This is a genomic window from Streptomyces sp. NPDC047981 (assembly GCF_040653315.1).
Classification (GTDB): domain Bacteria; phylum Actinomycetota; class Actinomycetes; order Streptomycetales; family Streptomycetaceae; genus Streptomyces.
This window is the reverse complement of the sequence record NZ_JBEZNQ010000003.1, coordinates 166924-187381: the sequence shown is the minus strand read 5'-3', so window position 1 is coordinate 187381 and position 20458 is coordinate 166924. Positions and strand designations below refer to the sequence as shown.

The following is a 20458-nucleotide window of genomic DNA, read 5'->3' as shown; positions in this document are numbered from 1 at the left end:
GTGGCGCCGCCGCGCCAAGTTCCGCCGGTAAAACGGGGTGCGGTGGGTAGGGCTTGGTCGTTCCACCCGTCGAGACGAAGCCGGGAGTACCCCCGTGACCGTGACCACCCCCCACCTCGCCGAGATACCGGTACCGAAACAGGGCCCGCTGACCAGCGAGCCGCCCCTCGCCGACACCGCGCCGCTGACAAGCGAACCGCCGCTCGCCGACACCGCGCCCCTCACCAGCGAACCGCCCCTGACCCAGGCGGCTCCGCTCACCAGCGAACCCACCGCCCCCTGGACCTCGGGCGGCACGGAGTCCCCGTGATGTGACGCGGGGAAGCCGGGCCGCCCGGGGAGGTCCACCAGCGACCCAGACCTCTGGAGTGTGAAGTGACCCTGGCCCGCCTCGCCGCCCTCCACGGCGTCGCCACCGCGTACGAGCCGTCCGAGGGCGTCACCGTCCAGGTGCCCGACGCCACGGTCGTGGCCGTGCTCGCCGCCCTCGACGTCGACGCCGGTACGCCGGAGGCGGTCGCCGCCGCCCTGGAAGCAGCCCGGCGGGCCGCGGAGGCACGGCTGCTCCCGCCGACGCTGGTGCGTTGGCAGGACGGCCCCGCGCGGCCCCCCGAGGGCCTGCCGCCCGGCACCCGGCTGCGCCTGACGACCGAGTCCGGCGAGACGCTGGAGGGGGCGGAGGGCGAGGCCTGGGACGCGCTGCCGCTCGGGGTCCACCGGATCGAGGCGCTGGCTCCCGACGGGCGGCGCGGCACCGGCACGCTGATCGTGGCCCCCGCGCGCGTGCCCCGGCCCGAGAGACGGGTCTTCGGGCTGCTCGCCCAGCTGTACTCGGTGCTCTCCGACCGCTCCTGGGGCATGGGCGACCTCGGCGACCTGCGCGAACTCGCCGGCTGGGCGGGCCGGACGCACGGCGCGGGCTTCGTCCAGGTCAACCCGCTGCACGCGGGCGTGCCCGGGGCGCCCAGCGACCCGTCCCCGTACCGCCCGTCGTCCCGGCGCTTCTCCGACCCCGTCCATCTGCGGATCGAGGACGTCCCGGAGTACGACTTCGTGGACCCGGTCCACCGAGACCGGCTGGACGCGATCCTGGCCGACGCCGCCGAGCTGCGTGAACGCGTCCTGCGCAAGGGTGCGTTGATCGACCGGGACGCGGTGTGGGAGCTCAAGCGGCGCGCCCTCGCACTCGTGGCGACGGTGGAGCTCGGCCCCGGCCGGCGCGCCGCGTACCGCGACTTCCTCGCCGAGCGGGGCCGCGCCCTGGAGGACCACGCCACGTACCAGGCCCTCGCCGAGCGGTACGGCCACCACTGGCGGTCCTGGCCCGAGGAGCTGCGTGATCCGCGCGCGGCCGCGGCGGTCGTCCGCGCCGACGAGGAGCTGACGGCCCGGGTCGACTTCCACTGCAGGCTCGCCTGGCTGACGGACGAGCAGCTGGCCGCCGCGAGCTCGGCGGCGCGGGAGGCCGGGATGGCGGTCGGGATCGTCCACGACCTCGCGGTCGGCGTCCACCCCGACGGCTCCGACACCTGGGCGCTCCAGGACGCGTTCGCCGCCGGCATGTCGGTCGGCGCCCCGCCCGACGCCTTCAACTCCCGTGGCCAGGACTGGGGGCTGCCGCCGTGGCGCCCCGACGCCCTGGCCGCCTCCGGCTACGCCCCGTACCGCGGTCTCCTGCGGGAGCTGCTGCGGCACGCGGGCGCGCTGCGGCTCGACCACGTCATGGGGCTGTTCCGGCTCTGGTGGGTCCCCGAGGGCCGCGAACCCACCGAGGGCACGTACGTCCGGTACGACGCCGAGGCGATGCTCGCCGTCCTCGCCCTGGAGGCCCACCGGGCCGGCGCGGTCGTGATCGGCGAGGACCTCGGCACGGTCGAGCCGGGGGTGCGCGAGGCGCTCGCCCGGCGCGGGGTGCTCGGCACCTCCGTGCTCTGGTTCGAACGGGACTGGTCCGGCACGGGCCGCCCGCTGGCCCCCGAGGAGTGGCGCACCGACTGTGTGGCCACGGCCACGACGCACGACCTGCCCTCGACCGCCGCCCGCCTCTCCGGCGACCACGTCGCCCTGCGCCACCGGCTGGGGCTGCTCACCGGCGACCTCGGGCACGAGCGGGCCAGGGACGCGGCGGAGGTCGCCGAGTGGCTGACGTGCCTGGAGCGGCTCGGGCTGCTGCCTGAGGGCCCGGGCGACGAGGAGGCCGAGGTGAGGGCGGTCCACCGGTTCCTGCTGCGGACACCGGCCACGATGGTGGGCGTGTGGCTGCCCGACGCGGTGGGGGACCGGCGGCCCCAGAACCTGCCCGGGACCTGGGACCAGTACCCCAACTGGCGGCTGCCCGTGGCGGGCCCCGAGGGGCAGCCGATGACCCTGGAGGAGGTGGCCGCCTCGCCCCGGGCGCACCGCCTCCTCGAGGTCTTCGGAACCCTGCGGGAGGCCCGTACGGCACCCCCGGACGCGCGCCCCGTTTAGCTGTTCGCTACGTTTGCACCGTGGACAAGAAGAACGCCCTGCGCGCCGGTGCTGTCGCGGCCGGTACGACGCTGATGATGCTGCTCATGTCGTCCCCCGCGCTCGCGCTGACCCGCGACGACGGTGACGACCCGGCCCCCAAGCTGAGTGTCGTGGAGACCCTCGGCCTGTTCGTGGCCGCGCCGATCGTGCTGTTCCTGGTGATCGCCGGTCTCGTGATGGTGCTCGACAAGTCCGACAGGCCCAAGAAGGCCTGACGCCTCCTTCACTTCGCGAGGGCGCCGCGCCGGTACGTGTGTACCGGCGCGGCGCCCTCGCGTGTGCTTCCGGGGGTCCGGGGCGGCCCCTTCAGATCTCCGTCACACCACCGTCGTCGCCAGGAGCTTGCGCAGCAGGCCCGCCAGCTGCTCCGCCTCCTCGGGCGTGAGCGCGGCCTCCAGCGCCTCCCGCTGCTGGGCGAGACCGGCCCCGACGGCCTGGTCCACCAGCTCCTTCCCGTGCTCGCTGAGCGTCACCCGTAGCCCGCGCCGGTCGTTCGGATCGGGGTTGCGGCTGAGCAGCCCGGCCTTCTCCAGCTTGTCGAGCCGGCCCGTCATCCCGCCCGTGGTGATCATCAGGGTCGCGGTGAGTTCGCGCGGCGAGAGGGTGTAGGGCGCTCCCGAGCGGCGCAGGGTCGCCAGGACGTCGAACTCCCCGAGCGACATGCCCCCGTAGGGGGAGTACGCCTTGTCGACGCGGCCGCGCATCGCCGCGGCAAGCCGGTAGATCCGCCCGAAGACGGCCATCGGCAGCGTGTCCAGGTCGGGGCGGACGACCGCCCACTGGTCGGCGATGGCGTCGACGGCGTCGTGCGCGCGTTCTTCGGCGCGGTCCGTCGGATCAATGCGGTCGCTGCTGTCGATGCGGTCCATGGCGGAAGCATCTCACGGGGAAGTATCTCAAGAGGAAGTGTCTCGCCAGGAAGCCTCTTGTATGTAAGTGGCTTACTGCTAAGCTACTTACCAACAAGTCGCTCGGAACCACTCCGAACAAGGGGGGACCTGCCATGTCCCGCAAGGCCGCAGTCGTCGCGCTGACCGCGCTCGCCCCGATCTCCTGGGGCTCCACCTACTTCGTCACCACCGAGTTCCTGCCGCCCGACCGGCCGCTCTTCACCGGGCTCATGCGCGCCCTGCCCGCCGGACTCCTGCTGCTCGCCGTCACCCGCAAGCTGCCGCAGGGTGCCTGGTGGTGGAAGGCGGCGGTCCTCGGAGCGCTCAACATCGGCGCCTTCTTCCCGCTGCTCTTCCTCGCCGCCTACCGGCTGCCCGGCGGGGTCGCGGCGGTCGTCGGCTCCGTCGGCCCGCTCTTCGTGGTCGGCCTCGCCGCCCTCCTCCTCGGCGACCGGCCGACCGTGCGGACCCTGCTCACCGCCGTCGCCGCCGCCTTCGGTGTCAGCCTCGTCGTCCTCAAGGCGGGCGCCGCCCTCGACCTGGTCGGCGTGCTAGCCGGACTCCTGTCGGCGCTGTCGATGTCGGCCGGTACCGTCCTCACCAAGCGCTGGGGCCGGCCCGAAGGCGTGGGCGCGCTGGCGCTCACCGGCTGGCAGCTGACCGCGGGCGGCCTGGTGATCCTGCCGATCGCCGCCCTCGTCGAGGGCGCCCCGCCCGCCCTGGACTCCACCAACCTGCTCGGCTACGCCTACCTCGCCCTCGGCAACACCGCGATCTCCTACTTCCTCTGGTTCCGGGGCATCGAGCGGCTCAGCGCCTCCTCCGTGACCCTCCTCGGCCCCCTGTCGCCGCTCACCGCGGCCGTCGTCGGCTGGGTTGCCCTCGGTCAGGCGCTCGGTCCGGTCCAGCTCGTCGGCATGGCGATCGCCTTCGGCGCCACCCTCTTCGGTCAGCTGAATCCCCGTACCCCGGCCAAGAAGCTCGAATCGTTCAGCTCCACTGAACGATTCGATCGGAAAGTTTCGATGGACCTGGAGGTTTCCTCGGTGCGACGGTAGAGGTCGCACCGACCGAAAGGATCACCGTGGCCCTCCTGGACCGTGTCCGCACCGTCCGCACCGCCGAGCGCACCACCGAACCCACCGCCCCCACGGGCGAGCGCACCACCGAACCCACCGCCCCGCGCCGCCTCGCGCGGGGCGCGGGCGTCGGGCTCCTCCTCGCACTCGTCGCCACGGTCGTCTGGTCCGGCAGCTTCGTCGCCACCCGGGACATGGCCGACTCCGTCCCGCCGATCCAGGCCGTCTTCTGGCGCTGGGTCATCGCCCTCGTCGCCGTCGCCCCCCTCGCGGCCCGCCAGGCATGGCGGCAACGGCACCTGATCCGCCGCCACTTCGGCTACGTCGCCCTGGCCTCGCTGTTCGGCGTCGCCCTCTACAACACCCTCGTGCACCAGGCCGGACTGACCACCTCCGCCTCCAACATGGGCATGATCATGGCCGCCTCCCCGGTGATCATGGCGCTCTTCTCCCGCCTGGGCGGCGAACGTCTCGGCGCCCGCCGCACCGCCGGGATGCTCCTCGCCGCACTCGGTGTGCTGCTCCTGGTCGGCAAGGGCTCCCTCGCCGTCGACCTCACCGCCGGCGACCTGTGGATGTTCGCGGCCGCCCTCTCCTTCGCCTCGTACAGCGCCCTACTCAAGCGCAAGCCGACCGAGATCGGCGCCCTGCCCTTCCTCTTCACCACCTTCGTCCTCGGCGCCCTGATGCTGCTCCCCGCCTACGGCGTCAGCCTCGCCGTCCAAGGCGGCTTCGAGGCCACCCCCGGCGCCGTCGGCGCGCTCCTCTACGTCGGAGTCTTCTCCTCCGCCGTCGCCTTCTTCGCCTGGAACAAGGCCGTCTCCCTCATCGGCGCGGCCCGCGCCGGAGTCGTCTACTACCTCCAGCCCGTCTGCGTGGCCCTGCTCTCCTACGCCCTCCTCGGCGAGGAACTCGCACTCCTCGGCGGCGCCTGCATGGCCCTCATCCTGGGCGGGGTCGCGCTGGCGAGCGCCCGGGCCCGGACGTGAACGATCCACCAGGGGCGCCCGGTAGGTTGCGCCCCATGACCGAGTGGGACATCAAGAAGCTCCAGATCCTCCGCACCCTCCGCGACCGCGGCACCGTCACCGCGACCGCGGAGGCGCTGCTCATGACCCCCTCGGCCGTGTCCCAGCAGCTCACCAACCTCGCCAAGCAGCTCGGCGTCCAGCTCCTGGAGGCGCAGGGACGCCGCGTCCGGCTCACCGACGCCGCCCACCTCGTGCTGCGGCACGCCGAGGCCGTCTTCGCCCAACTGGAGCGCGCCGACGCCGAACTGGACGGCTATCTGCGCGGCGAGGCCGGACAGGTGCGGGTGGCGGCCTTCTCCACGGCCGTGCCCGCCCTCGTCGTCCCCGCCGTGCAGCAGCTGCGCACCGCCCACCCCGGGCTCGACGTCAAGATCCGCGAGGCCGAGGCGGCGGAGGCGTACGAACTCCTCGCCACCGGCGACGTCGACCTCGCGCTCTCGCTCGCCGCCCACGCCCCCTCCGCGCGTGACCCCAAGTTCAGCCGCGTCCCGCTCCTCGCCGACCCGCTCGACGTGGCCCTGCCCGCCGGGCACCCGCTCGCCGACGCGCCCGGGCTCCGGCTCGCCGACCTCTCCGCCGAACCCTGGATCTTCGGCGGCTCGGGACCCTGGTCCGAGATCACCACCGCCGCCTGCGAAGCCGCCGGGTTCGTCCCCGAACAGGCCCACAGCGCCGCCGGCTGGACCGCGATCCTCGCCATGGTCGAGGCCGGGATGGGCGTCGCGCTCGTCCCCCGGATGGCCTCCGCCGAGCGACGCGGCGAGCGCGGGATCGTCATGCGGGTGCTCTCTGCCGACCAGCCGCGCCGCCATGTCGTCGCGGCGGTACGGCGCGGGGCGGAGGAGGGCCCGGCCGTGGCCCGGGTCCTCGCCGCGCTCCGGCAGGCGGCCGTCCAGCGCGAGACGGTCCAGTAGACGCACTCGAACGTTCAGTTCAACTGAACGTACCTGTCGAAAACATTCGATGGACCCGGTCCTGGTCCAGGGCGCACAGTCGTGCCATGAGCCTCGACGAGACGAACGCCGCGAACGCCGACCCGCACGCCAACGACGCCGCCCCCTACGGCGGCGGCGACCCGTACGCCGACTACCGCACCGGTGACTTCCCCTTCACCGAGCTCGTCGACCTCGCCGACCGCCGCCTCGGCGGCGGTGTCGTCGCCGCCAACGACGAGTTCTTCGCCGAGCGCGAGAACCTCCTCGTCCGTGAGCGCGCCGTCTTCGACCCGGAGCACTTCGGGCACAAGGGCAAGATCATGGACGGCTGGGAGACCCGCCGCCGCCGCGGCGCCGACGCCGAGAACGTCTTCCCCGCCCCCGAGGACCACGACTGGGCGATCGTCCGGCTCGGTGCCCCCGGCGTGATCCGCGGCATCATCGTCGACACCGCCCACTTCCGCGGCAACTACCCGCAGCGGGTCTCGATCCAGGCCACCGCCGTCGAGGGGTCCCCGAGCCCCGAGCAGCTGCTCGCCGACGACGTGAAGTGGGAGGAGCTCGTCGCGCCGACCCCCGTGCGCGGCCACGCCGCCAACGGCTTCGCGATCGACGCCGAGCGCCGCTTCACCCACGTCCGGGTCTGCCAGCACCCCGACGGCGGCATCGCGCGCCTGCGCGTCCACGGCGAGGTCGTGGCGGACCCCGAGTGGCTGGAGCTGCTCGGCACCCTCGACCTGATCGCCGTGGTCAACGGTGGCGTCTACGAGGACGCCTCGGACAAGTTCTACTCCTCGCCCACGCAGATCATCCTGCCCGGCACCTCCCGCAAGATGGACGACGGCTGGGAGAACCGCCGCCGCCGCGTCCGCGGCACCAACGACTGGGTCCGCTTCCGGCTCGCCGCCCAGGGCGCCGTACGCGCCGTCGAGATCGACACCGCGTACCTCAAGGGCAACTCGGCCGGCTGGATCGCGCTCCAGGGCTGCAACGGCGACCCCGCGAAGGGCGCCGAGTGGTTCGAGATCATCCCCAGGACCAAGCTGCAGCCCGACACCCTGCACCGCTTCAAGCTCCCCGCGCAGGCCGTCGTCACCCACGTCCGCCTGGACGCCTTCCCCGACGGCGGCGTCGCCCGGATGCGCCTGCACGGCGCGCTGACCGAGCAGGGCGCGGCCGACCTGCGCGCCCGCTACGCGGCGCTCGGCGGCTGAGCCCGCCCGACCCGGATCTCCGCCCGGCGGGCGGCCGCGCGCCGACGCCCGCCCGCCGAGCGGATCACCAACGGACGAAGGGGCACCTCCGTGGGGGAGGGTGCCCCTTCGTCTTGCCGTTCTGGCGGTCGTTACGCGGCGGCCGCGTCCGCCGCCTGCGCCTTCAGGGCCCGCTCGACGCCCGCCCGGCACTCCGTCACCAGGCGCTTCAGCGCCGGCGCCGGGTTGTTCGCCGCGATCCACGCGTCCGTCGCGTCCAGGGTCTCCTGGGAGACCTGGAGCGTCGGGTAGAGGCCGACCACGATCTGCTGGATCATCTCGTGGCTACGGGTCTCCGAGACGCCCTTGATCGAGGCGAAGTACTTCGCCGTGTACGGGGCGAGCAGCTCACGCTGGTCGGTCTGGACGAAGCCGCCGATCACCGCCTCCTGCACGGCGTTGGCCAGCTTGTCGGACTCCACGACCGACGCCCACGCCTCGGCCTTCGCCGCCTCCGTCGGACGCGCCGACCGCGCGGTCGCCGCGTGCCGCTCACCGGCCGCGGTCTTGTCCCGCTCCAGCTCCGCCGCGATCTCCGGCTCGTCGAAGACGCCGGTCGCCGCGAGCCGCTGCACGAACGCCCAGCGCAGCTCGGTGTCGACGGCCAGGCCCTCGATCGTCTCGCCGCCCTCCAGGAGGGCCGCCAGCAGGTCCAGCTGCTGCGGCGTGCGGGCCGTCGCCGCGAACGCCCGCGCCCACGCCAGCTGGTGGTCGCTCGCCGGCTCGGCCGCGCGCAGGTGCGCGAGGGTCGCGTCGGTCCACCGGGTCAGCCCGGCCTCCCGCCACTCCGGCGCCGCGTACAGGTCGAGAGCCGCCTTCACCTGGCCCTGCAGCGACTGCACCACACCGATGTCGCTCTCCTTGGCGATGCCGGAGAGGACCAGGTCCAGGTAGTCGCGGGTGGCCAGCTCGCCGTCCCGCGTCATGTCCCAGGCCGAGGCCCAGCACAGCGCGCGCGGCAGCGACTCGGCGAAGTCGCCGAGGTGCGCGGTCACGTTCTTCAGCGACACCTCGTCGAGCCGGACCTTGGCGTACGACAGGTCGTCGTCGTTGAGCAGCACGACCGCCGGACGGGGCTTGCCCGCGAGCTGCGGTACGGCCGTCAGCCCGGCCGCCTCGATGTCCAGCTCCAGACGGTCGGAGCGGACCAGCTTGCCGGCCGCGTCCAGGTCGTAGAAGCCGATCGCGATCCGGTGCGGACGCAGCGTCGACTCGCCCTTGGCGCCCGCCGGCAGCGCCGGGGCCTCCTGCTTGACCGCGAAGGAGGTGATGACACCGTTCTCGTCGGTCTCGATCTCCGGGCGGAGGATGTTGATGCCGGCCGTCTCCAGCCACAGCTTCGACCAGGCCTTCAGGTCACGGCCCGAGGTCTCCTCAAGCGCGCCGAGCAGGTCGGTCAGGCGCGTGTTGCCGAAGGCGTGCGCCTTGAAGTACGCCTGGACGCCCTTGAAGAACTCGTCCTGGCCGACGTACGCCACCAGCTGCTTGAGCACCGAGGCGCCCTTGGCGTAGGTGATGCCGTCGAAGTTGACCAGCACGTCCTCGAGATCGTTGATCTCGGCCATGATCGGGTGCGTGGACGGCAGCTGGTCCTGGCGGTACGCCCAGGTCTTCTCCGCGTTCGCGAAGGTGGTCCAGGCGTTGGGCCAGCGGGTGCCCGGCACGGAGGCCTGGCAGGCGACCGAGGTGAAGGTCGCGAACGACTCGTTCAGCCACAGGTCGTTCCACCACTCCATGGTGACCAGGTCGCCGAACCACATGTGCGCGAGCTCGTGCAGGATCGTCTCGGCCCGGCGCTCGTACGCCGCGTCCGTCACCTTCGAGCGGAACACGTACTGGTCGCGGATGGTCACCGCGCCCGCGTTCTCCATCGCGCCCGCGTTGAACTCCGGCACGAAGAGCTGGTCGTACTTGGCGAAGGGGTAGTCGTACGCGAACTTCTCCTGGAACCAGTCGAAGCCCTGGCGCGTGACGTCGAAGATGTGGTCCGCGTCGAGGAACTCGGCCAGCGACGGACGGCAGTAGATGCCGAGCGGGACGGTCTGGCCGTCCTTCTCGTACGTCGAGTGCACCGAGTGGTACGGGCCGACGATGAGCGCCGTGATGTACGTCGAGATGCGCGGGGTCGGCTCGAAGACCCACATGTCGTCCTTGGGCTCCGGGGTCGGCGAGTTGGAGATCACGCTCCAGCCGCTCGGCGCCTTCACGGTGAACTGGAACGTCGCCTTCAGGTCCGGCTGCTCGAAGGAGGCGAAGACCCGGCGGGCGTCCGGCACCTCGAACTGGGTGTAGAGGTACGCCTGGTCGTCGACCGGGTCGACGAAGCGGTGCAGGCCCTCACCGGTGTTCGTGTACGCGCAGTCGGCGACGACCTTCAGCTCGTTCGAACCCTGGTGCAGATGGGCCAGCGCGATCCGCGAGTCGCGGAAGACGGCGGCGACGTCGAGCGCGTGGCCGTTGAGGACGACCTCGTGCACGGCGGGGGCGACGAGATCGATGAAGGTCTCGGCGCCCGCCTCGGCGGAATCGAAGCGGACGGTGGTGACGGACCGGTAGGTGCCGCCCTCCTGCGCACCGGAGAGGTCGAGGTCGACCTCGTACGCGTCCACGGTCAGCAGCTTCGCCCGCTGCTGCGCCTCTTCACGGGTCAGGTTTGTGCCAGGCACCCGGTCATCTCCTAGATTTCGTGACGTTTGGGCCATCCTTCCACGCGGCGGCTCCACCCCGCACGGCACATTTCCCAGGGCCGGAAGAACGCCCGAAGGGGCGGCCACCGTCCCCGGTGGCCGCCCCTTCCCGTCCGCGTACGGTCGGCGTCAGCCCTTCAGCTCCGCCGCGACCAGCTCCGCGATCTGCACCGCGTTCAGCGCGGCGCCCTTGCGCAGGTTGTCGTTGGAGAGGAACAGCGCCAGACCGTGGTCCACGGTCTCGTCCACGCGGATGCGGCCCACGTACGAGGCGTCCTTGCCGGCCGCCTGCAGCGGGGTCGGGATCTCGGAGAGCTCGACGCCCTCGGCGTCCTTGAGCAGCTCGTAGGCGCGCTCGACGCTGATCGGACGCTCGAAGCGCACGTTGACCTGGAGCGAGTGGCCGGAGAAGACCGGGACGCGCACACAGGTGCCGGAGACCTTCAGCTCGGGGATCTCCAGGATCTTGCGGGACTCGTTGCGGAGCTTCTGCTCCTCGTCGGTCTCGAAGGTGCCGTCGTCGACGATCGAGCCGGCCAGCGGGACGACGTTGAAGGCGATCGGGCGCTTGTAGACGGCGGGCTCGGGGAACTCCACGGCCTCGCCGTCGAACGCCAGCTGGTCGGCGTTCTCGGCGACGGCGCACGCCTGGGTGCGCAGCTCGGCGACGCCGGCGACACCGGAGCCGGAGACGGCCTGGTAGGTCGTGGCGATCAGCGCGGTGAGGCCGGCCTCCTGGTGGAGCGGCTTGAGGACCGGCATCGCGGCCATCGTGGTGCAGTTCGGGTTGGCGATGATGCCCTTGGGGCGGTCCTTGATCGCGTGCGGGTTGACCTCGGAGACCACCAGGGGCACCTCGGGGTCGCGGCGCCAGGCGGAGGAGTTGTCGATCACGACGGCGCCCTGGGAGGCGACCTTCTCGGCGAGGGCCTTGGAGGTCGCGCCGCCCGCGGAGAACAGGACGATGTCGAGGCCGGTGTAGTCGGCGGTGGCGGCGTCCTCGACCGTGACCCCGTCGAGGACGGTGCCCGCGGAGCGGGCGGAGGCGAAGAGCCGCAGCTCCTCGACCGGGAACTCCCGCTCGGCCAGGATCTTGCGCATGACTGTGCCGACCTGACCGGTGGCTCCGACGATTCCGACCTTCACGGGGACTCCTCCGTACGTTTGTGCAGGCTGCTGCCGTCCATGATGCGTATGTCCCGGCCCGGCTTGTCCAATCCATTGTCCGAGGATCGGGACGGGTGTCGGGACGGTCACGGGCCGTGGGCGGAGACGGAGAAGGGGCGGGCACCGGTTCCGGTGCCCGCCCCTCACGCGACGTCACGGGACGTCACGCGTACCGCGGTGTTACGGGGTGACCTTGCCGATCACGACGCTGCCGGCGCCCGCGACCGTGCCGCGCGCGTTCACCAGCTGGACCTCGCCGAAGAACTGCCGGCCCTCGGGCGCGGCACCGGCGACGAGCACCGAGGCGCCGACCTTGGCGGACGCGCCGTTGGCCAGCGGGTAGCTCTTGGCGGCGTCGACCTGGACGCTGCCGAGCGCTGCCGAGTAGTACACGTCCTTGTAGTCGAAGGTCGTGCCGCCCTCGGCCTGCACCGAGTAGCCGTCGATCACGATCGTGTAGGTGCCGGCGGCCGGCTTGACGAGCGAGACGGCCTCCTCCGAGTCGCCGTCCGCGGCCTGGCCCACCTGGACGCCGTCGCGCAGGACCGTCAGGTCCAGGTCGGCGGCCTTGTCCGAGGTGTTGCCGATCGCCACGTCGAGCCGCTCGACACCCTCACCGATGGTGACGGTCTTCGTCTGCTGCTCGTGGTGCTTGATCGTCGGCGTCTCGGTCTTGAGCGAGCCCAGCGGGCCGCCCTTCAGCTTGCCCTCGAGGCCGGCGAACTTGTTGGTGACGGTCCACTCGACGGCGGCCGGGGTGCCGACCTTCGCCTCGGCGACGGTCTGCGTGGCCGGGTCGAACTCGGCGCCGAGCACCGAGACGTCGAGCTTGTACGGGTTGTCCAGGTCGGGCGAGGTGCGGCGCGCCTCGACCTCGATCTCCCAGACGCCCGGCGTCGGGTTGGCGTACGAGCGCAGGTCCGGACGGCAGGTGTTGGCCGGGTTGTAGTGCGGGTAGCACACGTTGGACGCGGTGGACTCGAAGGCCACGCCGTACGGGTGGATGGAGATGAACCGGGTCTGGCTCTTCTCCTTCAGACCGCCGAGGGCGACCTCGAGGGTCTTGGCGCCCTCCGGCACGGTGATGAAGTACGACTTGTGGCTGTTGCGCTGGACCGAGCCGTTGGCGGAGAAGCCGTAGCCGGGCGCGGTCAGGTCGGACGCGACGACCGAGGTGGCGAGGATCTGCTTGTCGACACCCTCGGTGCGGTCGTCGTCGGCCTCCAGGATCACGCTGTGCACACCGGCGGTGGTGGGCTTCGCCTGGATCTTGACGGTGACCGGCTGGTTCAGCGGCAGGTCGATCTCGTCGTCGCCGAGGATCCGGAAGGTGCCGTCGTTGTACTTCAGCTCCAGCTCGTGCTCGATCGGCCGGTTCGGGCCGTTCGTGCGCGTGATGGTGACGTCGTAGACCTTCTTCTGGCCGACCTTGAGGCCGCCCTCACGGTCGTACACACCGGTGCCGGTGTGCGGGGCCGGGAAGATCGCGGTGTCGACCGGGGCCTGGACCTTGTAGTCGTGGGCGGTCGCGCCGTCCTTGATCGACTCCCAGGCCTCGTTGATGTCGATGAGGCCCGAGCCCTGCTCGTGCGCCGCGACACCGGGGATCCGCTGGGCGGTCGAGGTGAGGGCGGTGCGCAGGGTCAGCGGGTCGAGCTCGATCCGCTTCTGCTTCGCGGCCGAGATGAGCAGCGCGCTCGCGCCCGCGACCTGCGGGGAGGACATCGAGGTGCCGTTGAGCATCCCGTAACCGGCGGGCAGCGCGTAGCCGGACTCCGGAACGCCGGCGCCCGCCTGCCAGGTCGGGATGGTGTTCACGGACGAGCCCGGACCGGAGATGGTCGGGGTGAAGCCGCCGTCCTCACGCGGGCCGCGCGAGGAGAAGGGGAACATCGCGTACGACTTGGTGACGGCCGAGCCGTAGTTGGCGGCCCAGGTCGACTTGGAGATCGCCGCGCCGACCGAGATGACCTTGTCGGCCAGGCCGGGGTCGCCGATCGTGTTGATGCCCGGGCCGGAGTTGCCGGCCGAGATGATCAGCTGGACGCCGTACTGGTCGATCAGGCGGGTGTACAGGCGGGCGCGGACGTTGTCGCCGTCGTTCTGCGCGGGCAGGCCGCCGATCGACATGTTGACGATGTCGACGCCGCGGTTGACGACGAGGTCCGTCATGCCCTCGGTGAGGGCGGTGTTGGTGCAGCCGCCGGTCCAGGTGCACGCGCGCGAGGAGACGATCTTCGCGCCGGGCGCCGCGCCGTTCATCCGGCCGCCGAAGAGGCCCTTGGCGGCGGTGATGCCGGCGACGTGCGTGCCGTGGGAGGACTCGACGATGCCGATGTTGACGAAGTCGCGCTTCTGGCCGACCCAGGAGCCGCCCAGCGGGTCCATCGCGACGTCCTTGCGGATCTCGACGACGAACGGCGTCTTCTCGACGACCTCGGTGGCCGGGTTGTCGGTACCGAAGTAGCCGATCTGGTACCCGTCCTTGTACGGCTTCATCGGCGCGTTGTCCGTGAAGTCGTTGTTCTGGTCGGTGTCCACGCGGACGGTGCCGGCGGCCGGGTCGTACAGCATGCCGAAGAGGTCGGCCGTGTCGCCGTCGCGGTTGATGTCACCGGCCGGGTCGCCGCCCGCGGTGATCGCCTCGTTGAAGCGGCTGAACTGGTAGGAGCCCTCGGGCGCCTTCCAGGACTGCGAGGAGGCGGTGAAGACCGGGCCGGCGACCGGGGTGATCTGGGCACGCCAGGTGCCGTCGCCCTCGGTCAGCGGGTCGGTCGAGGTGACCCAGTCGACGATCTTGCGCTCGCCGGTGGTGGTCTTCTGCAGCGCCGGGTGGCCGAGGTCCACGCCGGAGTCGAGGACGCCGATGGTGACACCCCGGCCGTCGGCCTTGGGGTGGTCCTCGACGAAGTCGACGGCGCCCGTCTCGTGCGACGGGTTGTACGGGTTCTTCGCCGGCGTGTTCTTGCTCGGGGCCGGGTACGTCGTGGAGACGGTCGTGCCCTCGACGGCGCCGGCGGTGCCGGCGTCGGGGGTCGGGTCGTCCAGCGGGATCTCGGCCTGCAGGTCGATCGCCTGGACGCTGGAGAGCTTGGCGGCCGCCTTGATGGCGGCGTCGGCCTTGCCGGTCGGGATCGTGGCGCGGACGTAGCCGAGCTTGTCCTCCTGGCGGCCGACCGAGGCACCCTGGACGGCGTCGAGCTGGCCTGCGACCTGCTCGGTGGAGCCGGGGGCGGTGGCCACGAGGATCGTGACGTTCTTCTCGCCGGTCGCCTCGGCCTCGCTGAGGCGCTGGGCGTCGGTCGGACCGAGCTTGTCGCTCGACCCGGCGGACTTGACCGGGGGAGTGGTGGTGGCCGGGGCCTCGACGGCCAGGACCGGCGCGGCGCCGGCCGCGATCAGCGCGGTGACGAGTCCCGCGGCGGCGGCGATCCGGGCTGCGCGTCTGTGCCCGGAGGTCGAGCGCCCGGATATGGAGCTCTGAGTTTCGGGGGTGGTCATTTACATCCCTGATGGTGAAAGAAGAGGGTCCGGATTTCGGTACCGGATGACCGCTCAGCCTTTCGCAAGTGACAGGGGTTTGTGGAGAGTTGAATTCGGCGGGATGTGGTCATGGCACACATCCGCCACCGGGCGCGATACGCCACAGAGAACGTATCGGTGTCAAAGGTGACGAGTCGACCCCCGTTTACCGCTGGTTAGTTCTCCTTTGTACGAGCGTAGTGGCGGGAGGCCTTGGCCCGGTTGCCGCAGATCGCCATCGAGCACCAGCGCCGGGTGCCGTTCCGTGAGGTGTCGAAGAAGTGCAGGATGCACGCCTCGTGGGCGCAGGAACGGATGCGGTCGGGGGCGGTGCGCAGGAGGTCGAGATAGTCCCGGGCGGCGGTCCAGCCGGGGCCCCAGGCCGGGTCCGCGAACTCGGGCAGCTCGCCCGGGCCCTCGGCCGTGAGCGTGGCGCGGATGCGGCCGTGGCCGAGGACGGCGTCGACGCGGGAGACGGCGTCGAGGTCGCCGGGCCGGTCGACGAGCCCGGAGAGGGCCTCGCGGGCGGTCAGCGTGTGGCGCAGGGTGGTCGCGTCGGCGGCGAAGCGCGCGTCGAGCCCGTTGGCGCCGAGCCATACGGCGAGGCCCTCGGTGTCGGTGAGCAGGTCCTGGCGTACGCCGTCCATCATCCAGCGGGTGTTGAGCAGGTCGAGGGAGACGGGCTCGCCGGCCAGGGGCCGCGGATCGGAAACGGTCATGGCGGGCACCCTCCTCGTGGAACTAACCCCTCAAGGTTACGTAACCGGTTGCGCTCCCGCGCTCTAACCTCTAAAGTGAAGTTCAATGGTTAGCGCTTGTCGATGAGAGGGGAACCGCCATGGCGGCGATCGGAACGCTGAAGACCAACCATGTGGGGCTGAACGTCACGGACCTGGAGCGTTCGCTCGGCTTCTACGGAGACGTGCTGGGCTTCGAGGTGCTCGGCGAGGGCAAGGAGGAGGGCCGGCGGTACGCCTTCCTCGGCCAGGGCGGACAGCTCGTCCTCACGCTCTGGCAGCAGGCGGAGGGGGCGTACGACGCCGGCCGCGCGGGCCTGCACCACCTCGCGTGGGAGGCCGAGTCGAGCGAGGCGGTCAAGACGGCGGAGGCGGCCCTGAAGGAGCGCGGCACGCCCTTCGCGTACGAGGGCGTCGTCCCGCACTCCGAGGGCGGCCACTCCGGCGGCATCTTCTTCCACGACCCGGACGGCACCCGCCTGGAGATCTTCGCCCCGACCGGCGGGGAGGACGCGGAGGCCCCCACCGAGGGTGCCCCGACCTGCGGCTTCTTCTAGGCAGCGGACGCCGCCCGAGGGCGGGGGTCCGCACCCCGGACCCCCGCCCCCGGGCCCGTACACGAAAGGCCCACCCATGGACGCGTACAACGCAGGCTCCCGCGCCGTCCAGGAGCGCACCGGCGCCACCGACATCGCCGCCCACGTCGGCCGCTCCATCACCGACGGCATCCGCCCCATCGCCGCCGCCTTCCTCGAACTCCAGCCGATGCTGGTGCTCGCCGCGGCCGACGCCGACGGCCGGGTCTGGAGCTCGCTCCTCACCGGCACCCCCGGCTTCGCCCGGGCGACCGGTCCGCACACGATCTCCGTGGCGGCCCCGCCGCCGGCCCCCGGCCCCGCGCCCGTCGGGACCATCGCCCTCGACCCGCGCACCCGTCGCCGCATGCGCCTCAACGGCATCGCCCGCCCCAGCGCCCGCGGCTTCACCGTCGAGGCGGAGCAGGTCTTCTCCAACTGCCCGAAGTACATCCAGAAGCGCGAGCTGTCCGCGCCCGACCTCGCCACCCCGCCCGGCGCCCCGCGCCGCTCCACCGCGCTGACCCCGGCCCAGGAGCGGTTCGTCCGGGCCGCCGACACCTTCTTCATCGCGACCACCGCCCCCGACGGCATGGACGCGAGCCACCGGGGCGGCTTCCCCGGCTTCGTGGGCGTCGACTCGCCCACCGAGCTGAGCTGGCCGGACTATCCCGGCAACGCGATGTTCCTGACCCTCGGCAACCTGGAGACCGACGGCCGCGCGGGCCTGCTCTTCCTCGACTGGCTGACCGGCACCACGCTCCAGCTGTCCGGCACGGCCGGCACGACGTACGGCGAGGACGGTGGCCGGACCACCAGGTTCCGCGTGGAGCAGGTCCTGGAGACCCCGGCCGCGAGCCCCCTGCGCTGGTCCGAACCCGACTACTCGCCCGCCAACCCGCCCCTCGGCGCCCACCCCCAGGACCCCGCATGACGACCGCCGCCCCACCCGCCCGGCCGCACCCCAGGGCCGTGGCCCTGGCGACCGCCGTGAGCGTCACCGCCCTGCTCGCCCTGGTCGCCCTCGGCACCGTCCTCGACCAGCCGCTGCTGATCCCGCCCCTGGCGGCCAGCATGGCCCTGGTGGCGGGCGCGCCCGACCTGCCGCTCGCCCAGCCCCGCTCGGTCGTCGGCGGTCAGCTCCTCTCCGCGCTCACCGGCTTCGCGGTCCTCCTGGTCACCGGTCCGTCCCTCTGGGGCGCCGCCCTCGCCGGCGGCCTCGCGCTCGGCGTCATGATGGCGGCCCGCACCCCGCACTCGCCCGCCGCCGCCACGGCCGTGATCGTCACCCTCCAGAATCCGCCGTTCTGGACCTTCCTCGCGCTGCTCGCCCTCGCCAGCGTCCTGCTCGTCGCCGTCGGGCTCGCGGGCGCCCGCGTCACGGGGCGGACGTACCCCGCGTACTGGTTCTGACACCGCCGCCCCGCTGCCTCTAACCTCGCTCCATGAAGCAGGAGTTGAGGGTGGCGGCCTACGCCGTGTGTGTCCGTGACGACGAGATCCTCCTCGCCCGCTGGGTGGACCGGGCGGGCGCCAAGCGCTGGACGCTGCCCGGCGGCGGGATGGACCACGGCGAGGAGCCCGTGGACACCGTCGTCCGCGAGGTCGAGGAGGAGACCGGCTATCTGACCGAGCCGGTCGCCCTGCTCGGCATCGACTCCATCCGGCGCGGCTGGCTGCGCAGGCTCGGCGGCCCCGGCGACTTCCAGGGCCTGCGGATCATCTACGAATCCCGGATCACCGGCGGCTCCCTGCGCAACGAGACCGGCGGCTCCACGGACCTCGCCGCCTGGCACCCCCTCGCCGCCGTCCCCGACCTCACCAGGGTCGAACTCGTCGACATCGGGCTGCAGTTGTGGCGCGAACGGCCGCCCGTCGGCCGCTCCCGCCTCGCCGACCCGGCGAACGGCTGAATACCGCTCAACCGGAGCGACCCCGCTCAACCCTCCGCCCCGCCTTCCGGGTCCCCTCCCGCGACCGCAGTACACCCGCAGGACCGCACAGAAACAGGGGAACCCGCATGACCTCCGCACGCCTCGCCCGCACCCTCCTCGCCGCGACGGCCGCCACCGCCGCGCTCACCGCGGGAGCGCTCGCCGCGCCCGCCGTCGCCGCCACCGCACCGAAGAAGCCCGACCACACCGTCACCCAGCGGGCCCTCGACGCGGCGGTCGCCGAAGGGGTGCCCGGGGCCGTGGCCCAGGCCCGCTCCGGCCGGTCCGGCTGGACCGGGACGGCGGGCGAGCGCGGCGGCCAGGACCGCTACCGGGTCGGCTCGATCACCAAGACCTTCGTCGCCACCGTCCTCCTCCAGCTCCAGGCCGAGGGCCGGCTCGACCTGGACGACCCGGTCGAGAAGTGGCTGCCGGGCGTCGTCCGGGGCAACGGTCACGACGGAAGCAAGATGACCGTTCGGCAGCTCCTCAACCACACCAGCGGCGTCTACGACGTCACCTCCGACCCCGGCTTCCAGCAGAAGGTCTTCGGCGAGGAGTTCCTGAAGCACCGCTACGACACCTGGACCCCGGAGCAGCTCGTCGCCGTCGCCATGACCCACGAGCCGACCTTCGCGCCGGGCACCTCCTGGTCCTACTCCAACACCAACTACGTCCTCGCGGGCATGGTGATCGAGAAGGTCACCGGCCGCCCGTACGGCAAGGAGGTCGAGCGGCGGATCCTGGGGCCGCTCAAGCTGCGGGCCACCAGCGTCCCCGGGACGAAGGCGCGGATGCCGCAGCCGAGTTCACGCGCGTTCTCGACGCTCTCGATCGACCCGAACGCGACGAAGGTGTACGACGTCACCGAGCTGAACCCGTCCCTCGCGTACGCGGCGGGCGAGATGATCTCCGACTCCAACGACCTGCAGACGTTCTACCGGGCCCTGCTCAAGGGGAAGCTGCTCCCGAAGGCCGAGATGCGCGAGCTGACGCGGGCCGTGCCGGTGGGCGAGGTGGCCCCCGGCGTCCACTACGGCCTGGGGCTGATGCAGGTGAAGCTGAGCTGTGGCAAGGAGGTCTGGGGCCACGGCGGTGGCATCCACGGCTCCTCCTCGCAGGCCGTCACCACCCGGGACGGCGAGCACTCGCTCGCCATGAACTTCAACGCGGACTGGGTCGGGGAGAGTCAGACCGTCGTCGAGGCCGAGTTCTGCGGTACGGCTCCGAAGGGTGCTCCGAAGAGTTGACGCGGCGCCCGCTCAGCGGGGCAGGACGACGACGTAGGCGGCGGGCTGCCGGTCCGACGCGGCCATCAGGGCCGTACGGACCACGGTGGCCTGCTGGTCCATCGCCTCGCGCAGCTTGCGCGGAGTGATGTGGACGACCGTGATGCCGAGCCGCTCCAGGTGCTCGCGCTTGCGGGTGTACTCCGACCAGAGCGCGTCGTCGTCCTGCCGGGGCGCCCGGGTGTCCAGCTCCAGGGCCACCGCCTGGTCGGGCCAGTAGGCGTCCACGCCGCCGAGGTGCGGGCCGCCCGGCAGCCGCAGGTCCACGTTCCACATCGGGTCCGGGAGCCCGAACTCCCGGACCATCTCGTACAGCCGCTCCTCGGCGATGCCGCGGCCCTCCGCGAGCAGCGAGTCGACGGCGTCCACCACGTGCGGCCGGTTCAGCAGCCGCGCCCGGTTCAACTCCCGTACCACCGTGCCGGGTTCGCAGTGCCCGCCGCGTACCGCCTCGGTGAGCAACCCGCGCACCGTGGGCGCGTCGGTCAGCGCGGACACCGCGTCCGCGAGCGCCCGCGCGACCGGCGCGACGGGAACCCCGCCGAGCTCCAGCGGCTCGGGCATGTCGTGCGCGCGCACCACCCGGACCGTGTGGGTGGAGCGCAGCCGGCGGGTGCGCGGGACCAGGACGTCGATCCGGTCCAGGGCGAGCAGCGGGGGAGCGGAGGAGAAGCCGTGCACGGCGAGCGCTGCGAGCCCGGTGATCATCGCCTCGGTCTCCCGGGCGGCGGGCGCGGCGCCGGGCCGGTGCGCGTGGAGCAGCGCCGCCCGCAGCCGGTCGGCGGTGAGGGGGAGGGGCCGGGGGGTGATGGGGGTGTTCTGGTTCATGCCGGGGGTCTTCCGCTCCC

At 72.3% G+C, this 20458-nt stretch carries 18 protein-coding genes; 12 read left to right on the top strand and 6 right to left on the bottom strand.

The genetic code is table 11. The features are described from left to right. Positions 1–124 precede the first annotated feature (124 nt). The 3 genes from AB0E14_RS03635 to AB0E14_RS03625 all read left to right on the top strand — a co-directional run bounded on the left by AB0E14_RS03635 (position 125) and on the right by AB0E14_RS03625 (position 2726). Positions 125–310 carry a hypothetical protein gene (locus tag AB0E14_RS03635; RefSeq protein ID WP_362411354.1) on the top strand — a complete coding sequence of 62 codons (186 nt, stop codon included), beginning with the start codon at positions 125–127 and terminating at the stop codon, positions 308–310. 65 nt (positions 311–375) lie between these two features. Next, positions 376–2469, top strand: coding sequence for a 4-alpha-glucanotransferase (gene malQ / locus AB0E14_RS03630; protein ID WP_362411300.1), 2094 nt, complete (start codon positions 376–378; stop codon positions 2467–2469). A gap of 20 nt (positions 2470–2489) precedes the next feature. Next, positions 2490–2726 (top strand): hypothetical protein, encoded by a 237-nt coding sequence (locus AB0E14_RS03625; RefSeq protein WP_260226244.1) that lies wholly within the window; start codon positions 2490–2492, stop codon positions 2724–2726. 102 nt (positions 2727–2828) lie between these two features. Here the strand turns inward: AB0E14_RS03625 and AB0E14_RS03620 are convergent, their stop codons facing one another. After that, on the bottom strand, positions 2829–3380 hold the full coding sequence (locus tag AB0E14_RS03620) for a MarR family transcriptional regulator (RefSeq protein WP_362411296.1): 552 nt from the start codon (positions 3378–3380) through the stop codon (positions 2829–2831). 134 nt (positions 3381–3514) lie between these two features. Here AB0E14_RS03620 and AB0E14_RS03615 point away from each other — a divergent pair, with 134 nt between their 5' ends. The 4 genes from AB0E14_RS03615 to alc all read left to right on the top strand — a co-directional run bounded on the left by AB0E14_RS03615 (position 3515) and on the right by alc (position 7660). Then, entirely contained in the window at positions 3515–4459 is a 945-nt protein-coding gene (locus tag AB0E14_RS03615) for an EamA family transporter (RefSeq protein WP_362411293.1), read from the top strand. A gap of 26 nt (positions 4460–4485) precedes the next feature. Further along, positions 4486–5469 carry a DMT family transporter gene (locus AB0E14_RS03610; protein WP_362411290.1) on the top strand — a complete coding sequence of 328 codons (984 nt, stop codon included), beginning with the start codon at positions 4486–4488 and terminating at the stop codon, positions 5467–5469. Positions 5470–5504: 35 nt separating this feature from the next. Then, a complete protein-coding gene (locus tag AB0E14_RS03605; RefSeq protein WP_362411287.1) occupies positions 5505–6425 on the top strand; it encodes a LysR family transcriptional regulator in 921 nt (306 codons plus the stop codon). A gap of 86 nt (positions 6426–6511) precedes the next feature. Next, positions 6512–7660: an allantoicase gene (gene alc, locus AB0E14_RS03600; RefSeq protein ID WP_362411284.1), complete on the top strand. Its 1149-nt coding sequence runs from the start codon at positions 6512–6514 to the stop codon at positions 7658–7660. 131 nt (positions 7661–7791) lie between these two features. On the opposite strand, the gene pepN is transcribed toward alc, so the two are convergent. From pepN to AB0E14_RS03580, 4 genes are all read right to left on the bottom strand, one after another. Further along, positions 7792–10365: an aminopeptidase N gene (gene pepN / locus AB0E14_RS03595; protein ID WP_362411281.1), complete on the bottom strand. Its 2574-nt coding sequence runs from the start codon at positions 10363–10365 to the stop codon at positions 7792–7794. A gap of 150 nt (positions 10366–10515) precedes the next feature. Beyond that, positions 10516–11532: an aspartate-semialdehyde dehydrogenase gene (locus AB0E14_RS03590; RefSeq protein WP_362411277.1), complete on the bottom strand. Its 1017-nt coding sequence runs from the start codon at positions 11530–11532 to the stop codon at positions 10516–10518. A 201-nt stretch (positions 11533–11733) separates the two neighbouring features. Continuing rightward, positions 11734–15054 carry a S8 family serine peptidase gene (locus AB0E14_RS03585; RefSeq protein WP_362411274.1) on the bottom strand — a complete coding sequence of 1107 codons (3321 nt, stop codon included), beginning with the start codon at positions 15052–15054 and terminating at the stop codon, positions 11734–11736. Positions 15055–15251: 197 nt separating this feature from the next. Then, positions 15252–15794 (bottom strand): CGNR zinc finger domain-containing protein, encoded by a 543-nt coding sequence (locus AB0E14_RS03580; protein ID WP_362411271.1) that lies wholly within the window; start codon positions 15792–15794, stop codon positions 15252–15254. A gap of 119 nt (positions 15795–15913) precedes the next feature. Here AB0E14_RS03580 and AB0E14_RS03575 point away from each other — a divergent pair, with 119 nt between their 5' ends. From AB0E14_RS03575 to AB0E14_RS03555, 5 genes are all read left to right on the top strand, one after another. Continuing rightward, positions 15914–16369, top strand: a complete 456-nt coding sequence (locus AB0E14_RS03575; RefSeq protein WP_362411268.1) for a VOC family protein — start codon at positions 15914–15916, stop codon at positions 16367–16369. 76 nt (positions 16370–16445) lie between these two features. Further along, complete coding sequence (locus AB0E14_RS03570; protein WP_362411265.1) at positions 16446–17321, top strand: pyridoxamine 5'-phosphate oxidase family protein; 876 nt, start codon at positions 16446–16448, stop codon at positions 17319–17321. Next, positions 17318–17800, top strand: coding sequence for an HPP family protein (locus tag AB0E14_RS03565; RefSeq protein ID WP_362411262.1), 483 nt, complete (start codon positions 17318–17320; stop codon positions 17798–17800). Before AB0E14_RS03570 ends, AB0E14_RS03565 begins: the two co-directional genes overlap by 4 nt. A 32-nt stretch (positions 17801–17832) precedes the next feature. Continuing rightward, positions 17833–18300, top strand: a complete 468-nt coding sequence (locus tag AB0E14_RS03560) for an NUDIX hydrolase (RefSeq protein ID WP_362411259.1) — start codon at positions 17833–17835, stop codon at positions 18298–18300. A 107-nt stretch (positions 18301–18407) separates the two neighbouring features. Continuing rightward, positions 18408–19571, top strand: coding sequence for a serine hydrolase domain-containing protein (locus AB0E14_RS03555; protein WP_362411256.1), 1164 nt, complete (start codon positions 18408–18410; stop codon positions 19569–19571). A 12-nt stretch (positions 19572–19583) separates the two neighbouring features. On the opposite strand, the gene AB0E14_RS03550 is transcribed toward AB0E14_RS03555, so the two are convergent. Continuing rightward, the gene (locus AB0E14_RS03550; protein WP_362411253.1) at positions 19584–20438 is read right to left on the bottom strand and encodes a hypothetical protein; all 855 of its coding nucleotides are present in this window, start codon (positions 20436–20438) and stop codon (positions 19584–19586) included. Positions 20439–20458: the final 20 nt, after the last annotated feature.

Coding starts and splice junctions, on each gene's coding strand:
- AB0E14_RS03620 (WP_362411296.1), bottom strand. CDS start 3,380: ATGGACCGCATCGACAGCAGCGACCGCATTGATCCGACGGACCGCGCC.
- AB0E14_RS03615 (WP_362411293.1), top strand. CDS start 3,515: ATGTCCCGCAAGGCCGCAGTCGTCGCGCTGACCGCGCTCGCCCCGATC.
- AB0E14_RS03605 (WP_362411287.1), top strand. CDS start 5,505: ATGACCGAGTGGGACATCAAGAAGCTCCAGATCCTCCGCACCCTCCGC.
- alc (WP_362411284.1), top strand. CDS start 6,512: ATGAGCCTCGACGAGACGAACGCCGCGAACGCCGACCCGCACGCCAAC.
- AB0E14_RS03585 (WP_362411274.1), bottom strand. CDS start 15,054: ATGACCACCCCCGAAACTCAGAGCTCCATATCCGGGCGCTCGACCTCC.
- AB0E14_RS03580 (WP_362411271.1), bottom strand. CDS start 15,794: ATGACCGTTTCCGATCCGCGGCCCCTGGCCGGCGAGCCCGTCTCCCTC.
- AB0E14_RS03575 (WP_362411268.1), top strand. CDS start 15,914: ATGGCGGCGATCGGAACGCTGAAGACCAACCATGTGGGGCTGAACGTC.
- AB0E14_RS03570 (WP_362411265.1), top strand. CDS start 16,446: ATGGACGCGTACAACGCAGGCTCCCGCGCCGTCCAGGAGCGCACCGGC.
- AB0E14_RS03565 (WP_362411262.1), top strand. CDS start 17,318: ATGACGACCGCCGCCCCACCCGCCCGGCCGCACCCCAGGGCCGTGGCC.
- AB0E14_RS03560 (WP_362411259.1), top strand. CDS start 17,833: ATGAAGCAGGAGTTGAGGGTGGCGGCCTACGCCGTGTGTGTCCGTGAC.
- AB0E14_RS03555 (WP_362411256.1), top strand. CDS start 18,408: ATGACCTCCGCACGCCTCGCCCGCACCCTCCTCGCCGCGACGGCCGCC.
- AB0E14_RS03550 (WP_362411253.1), bottom strand. CDS start 20,438: ATGAACCAGAACACCCCCATCACCCCCCGGCCCCTCCCCCTCACCGCC.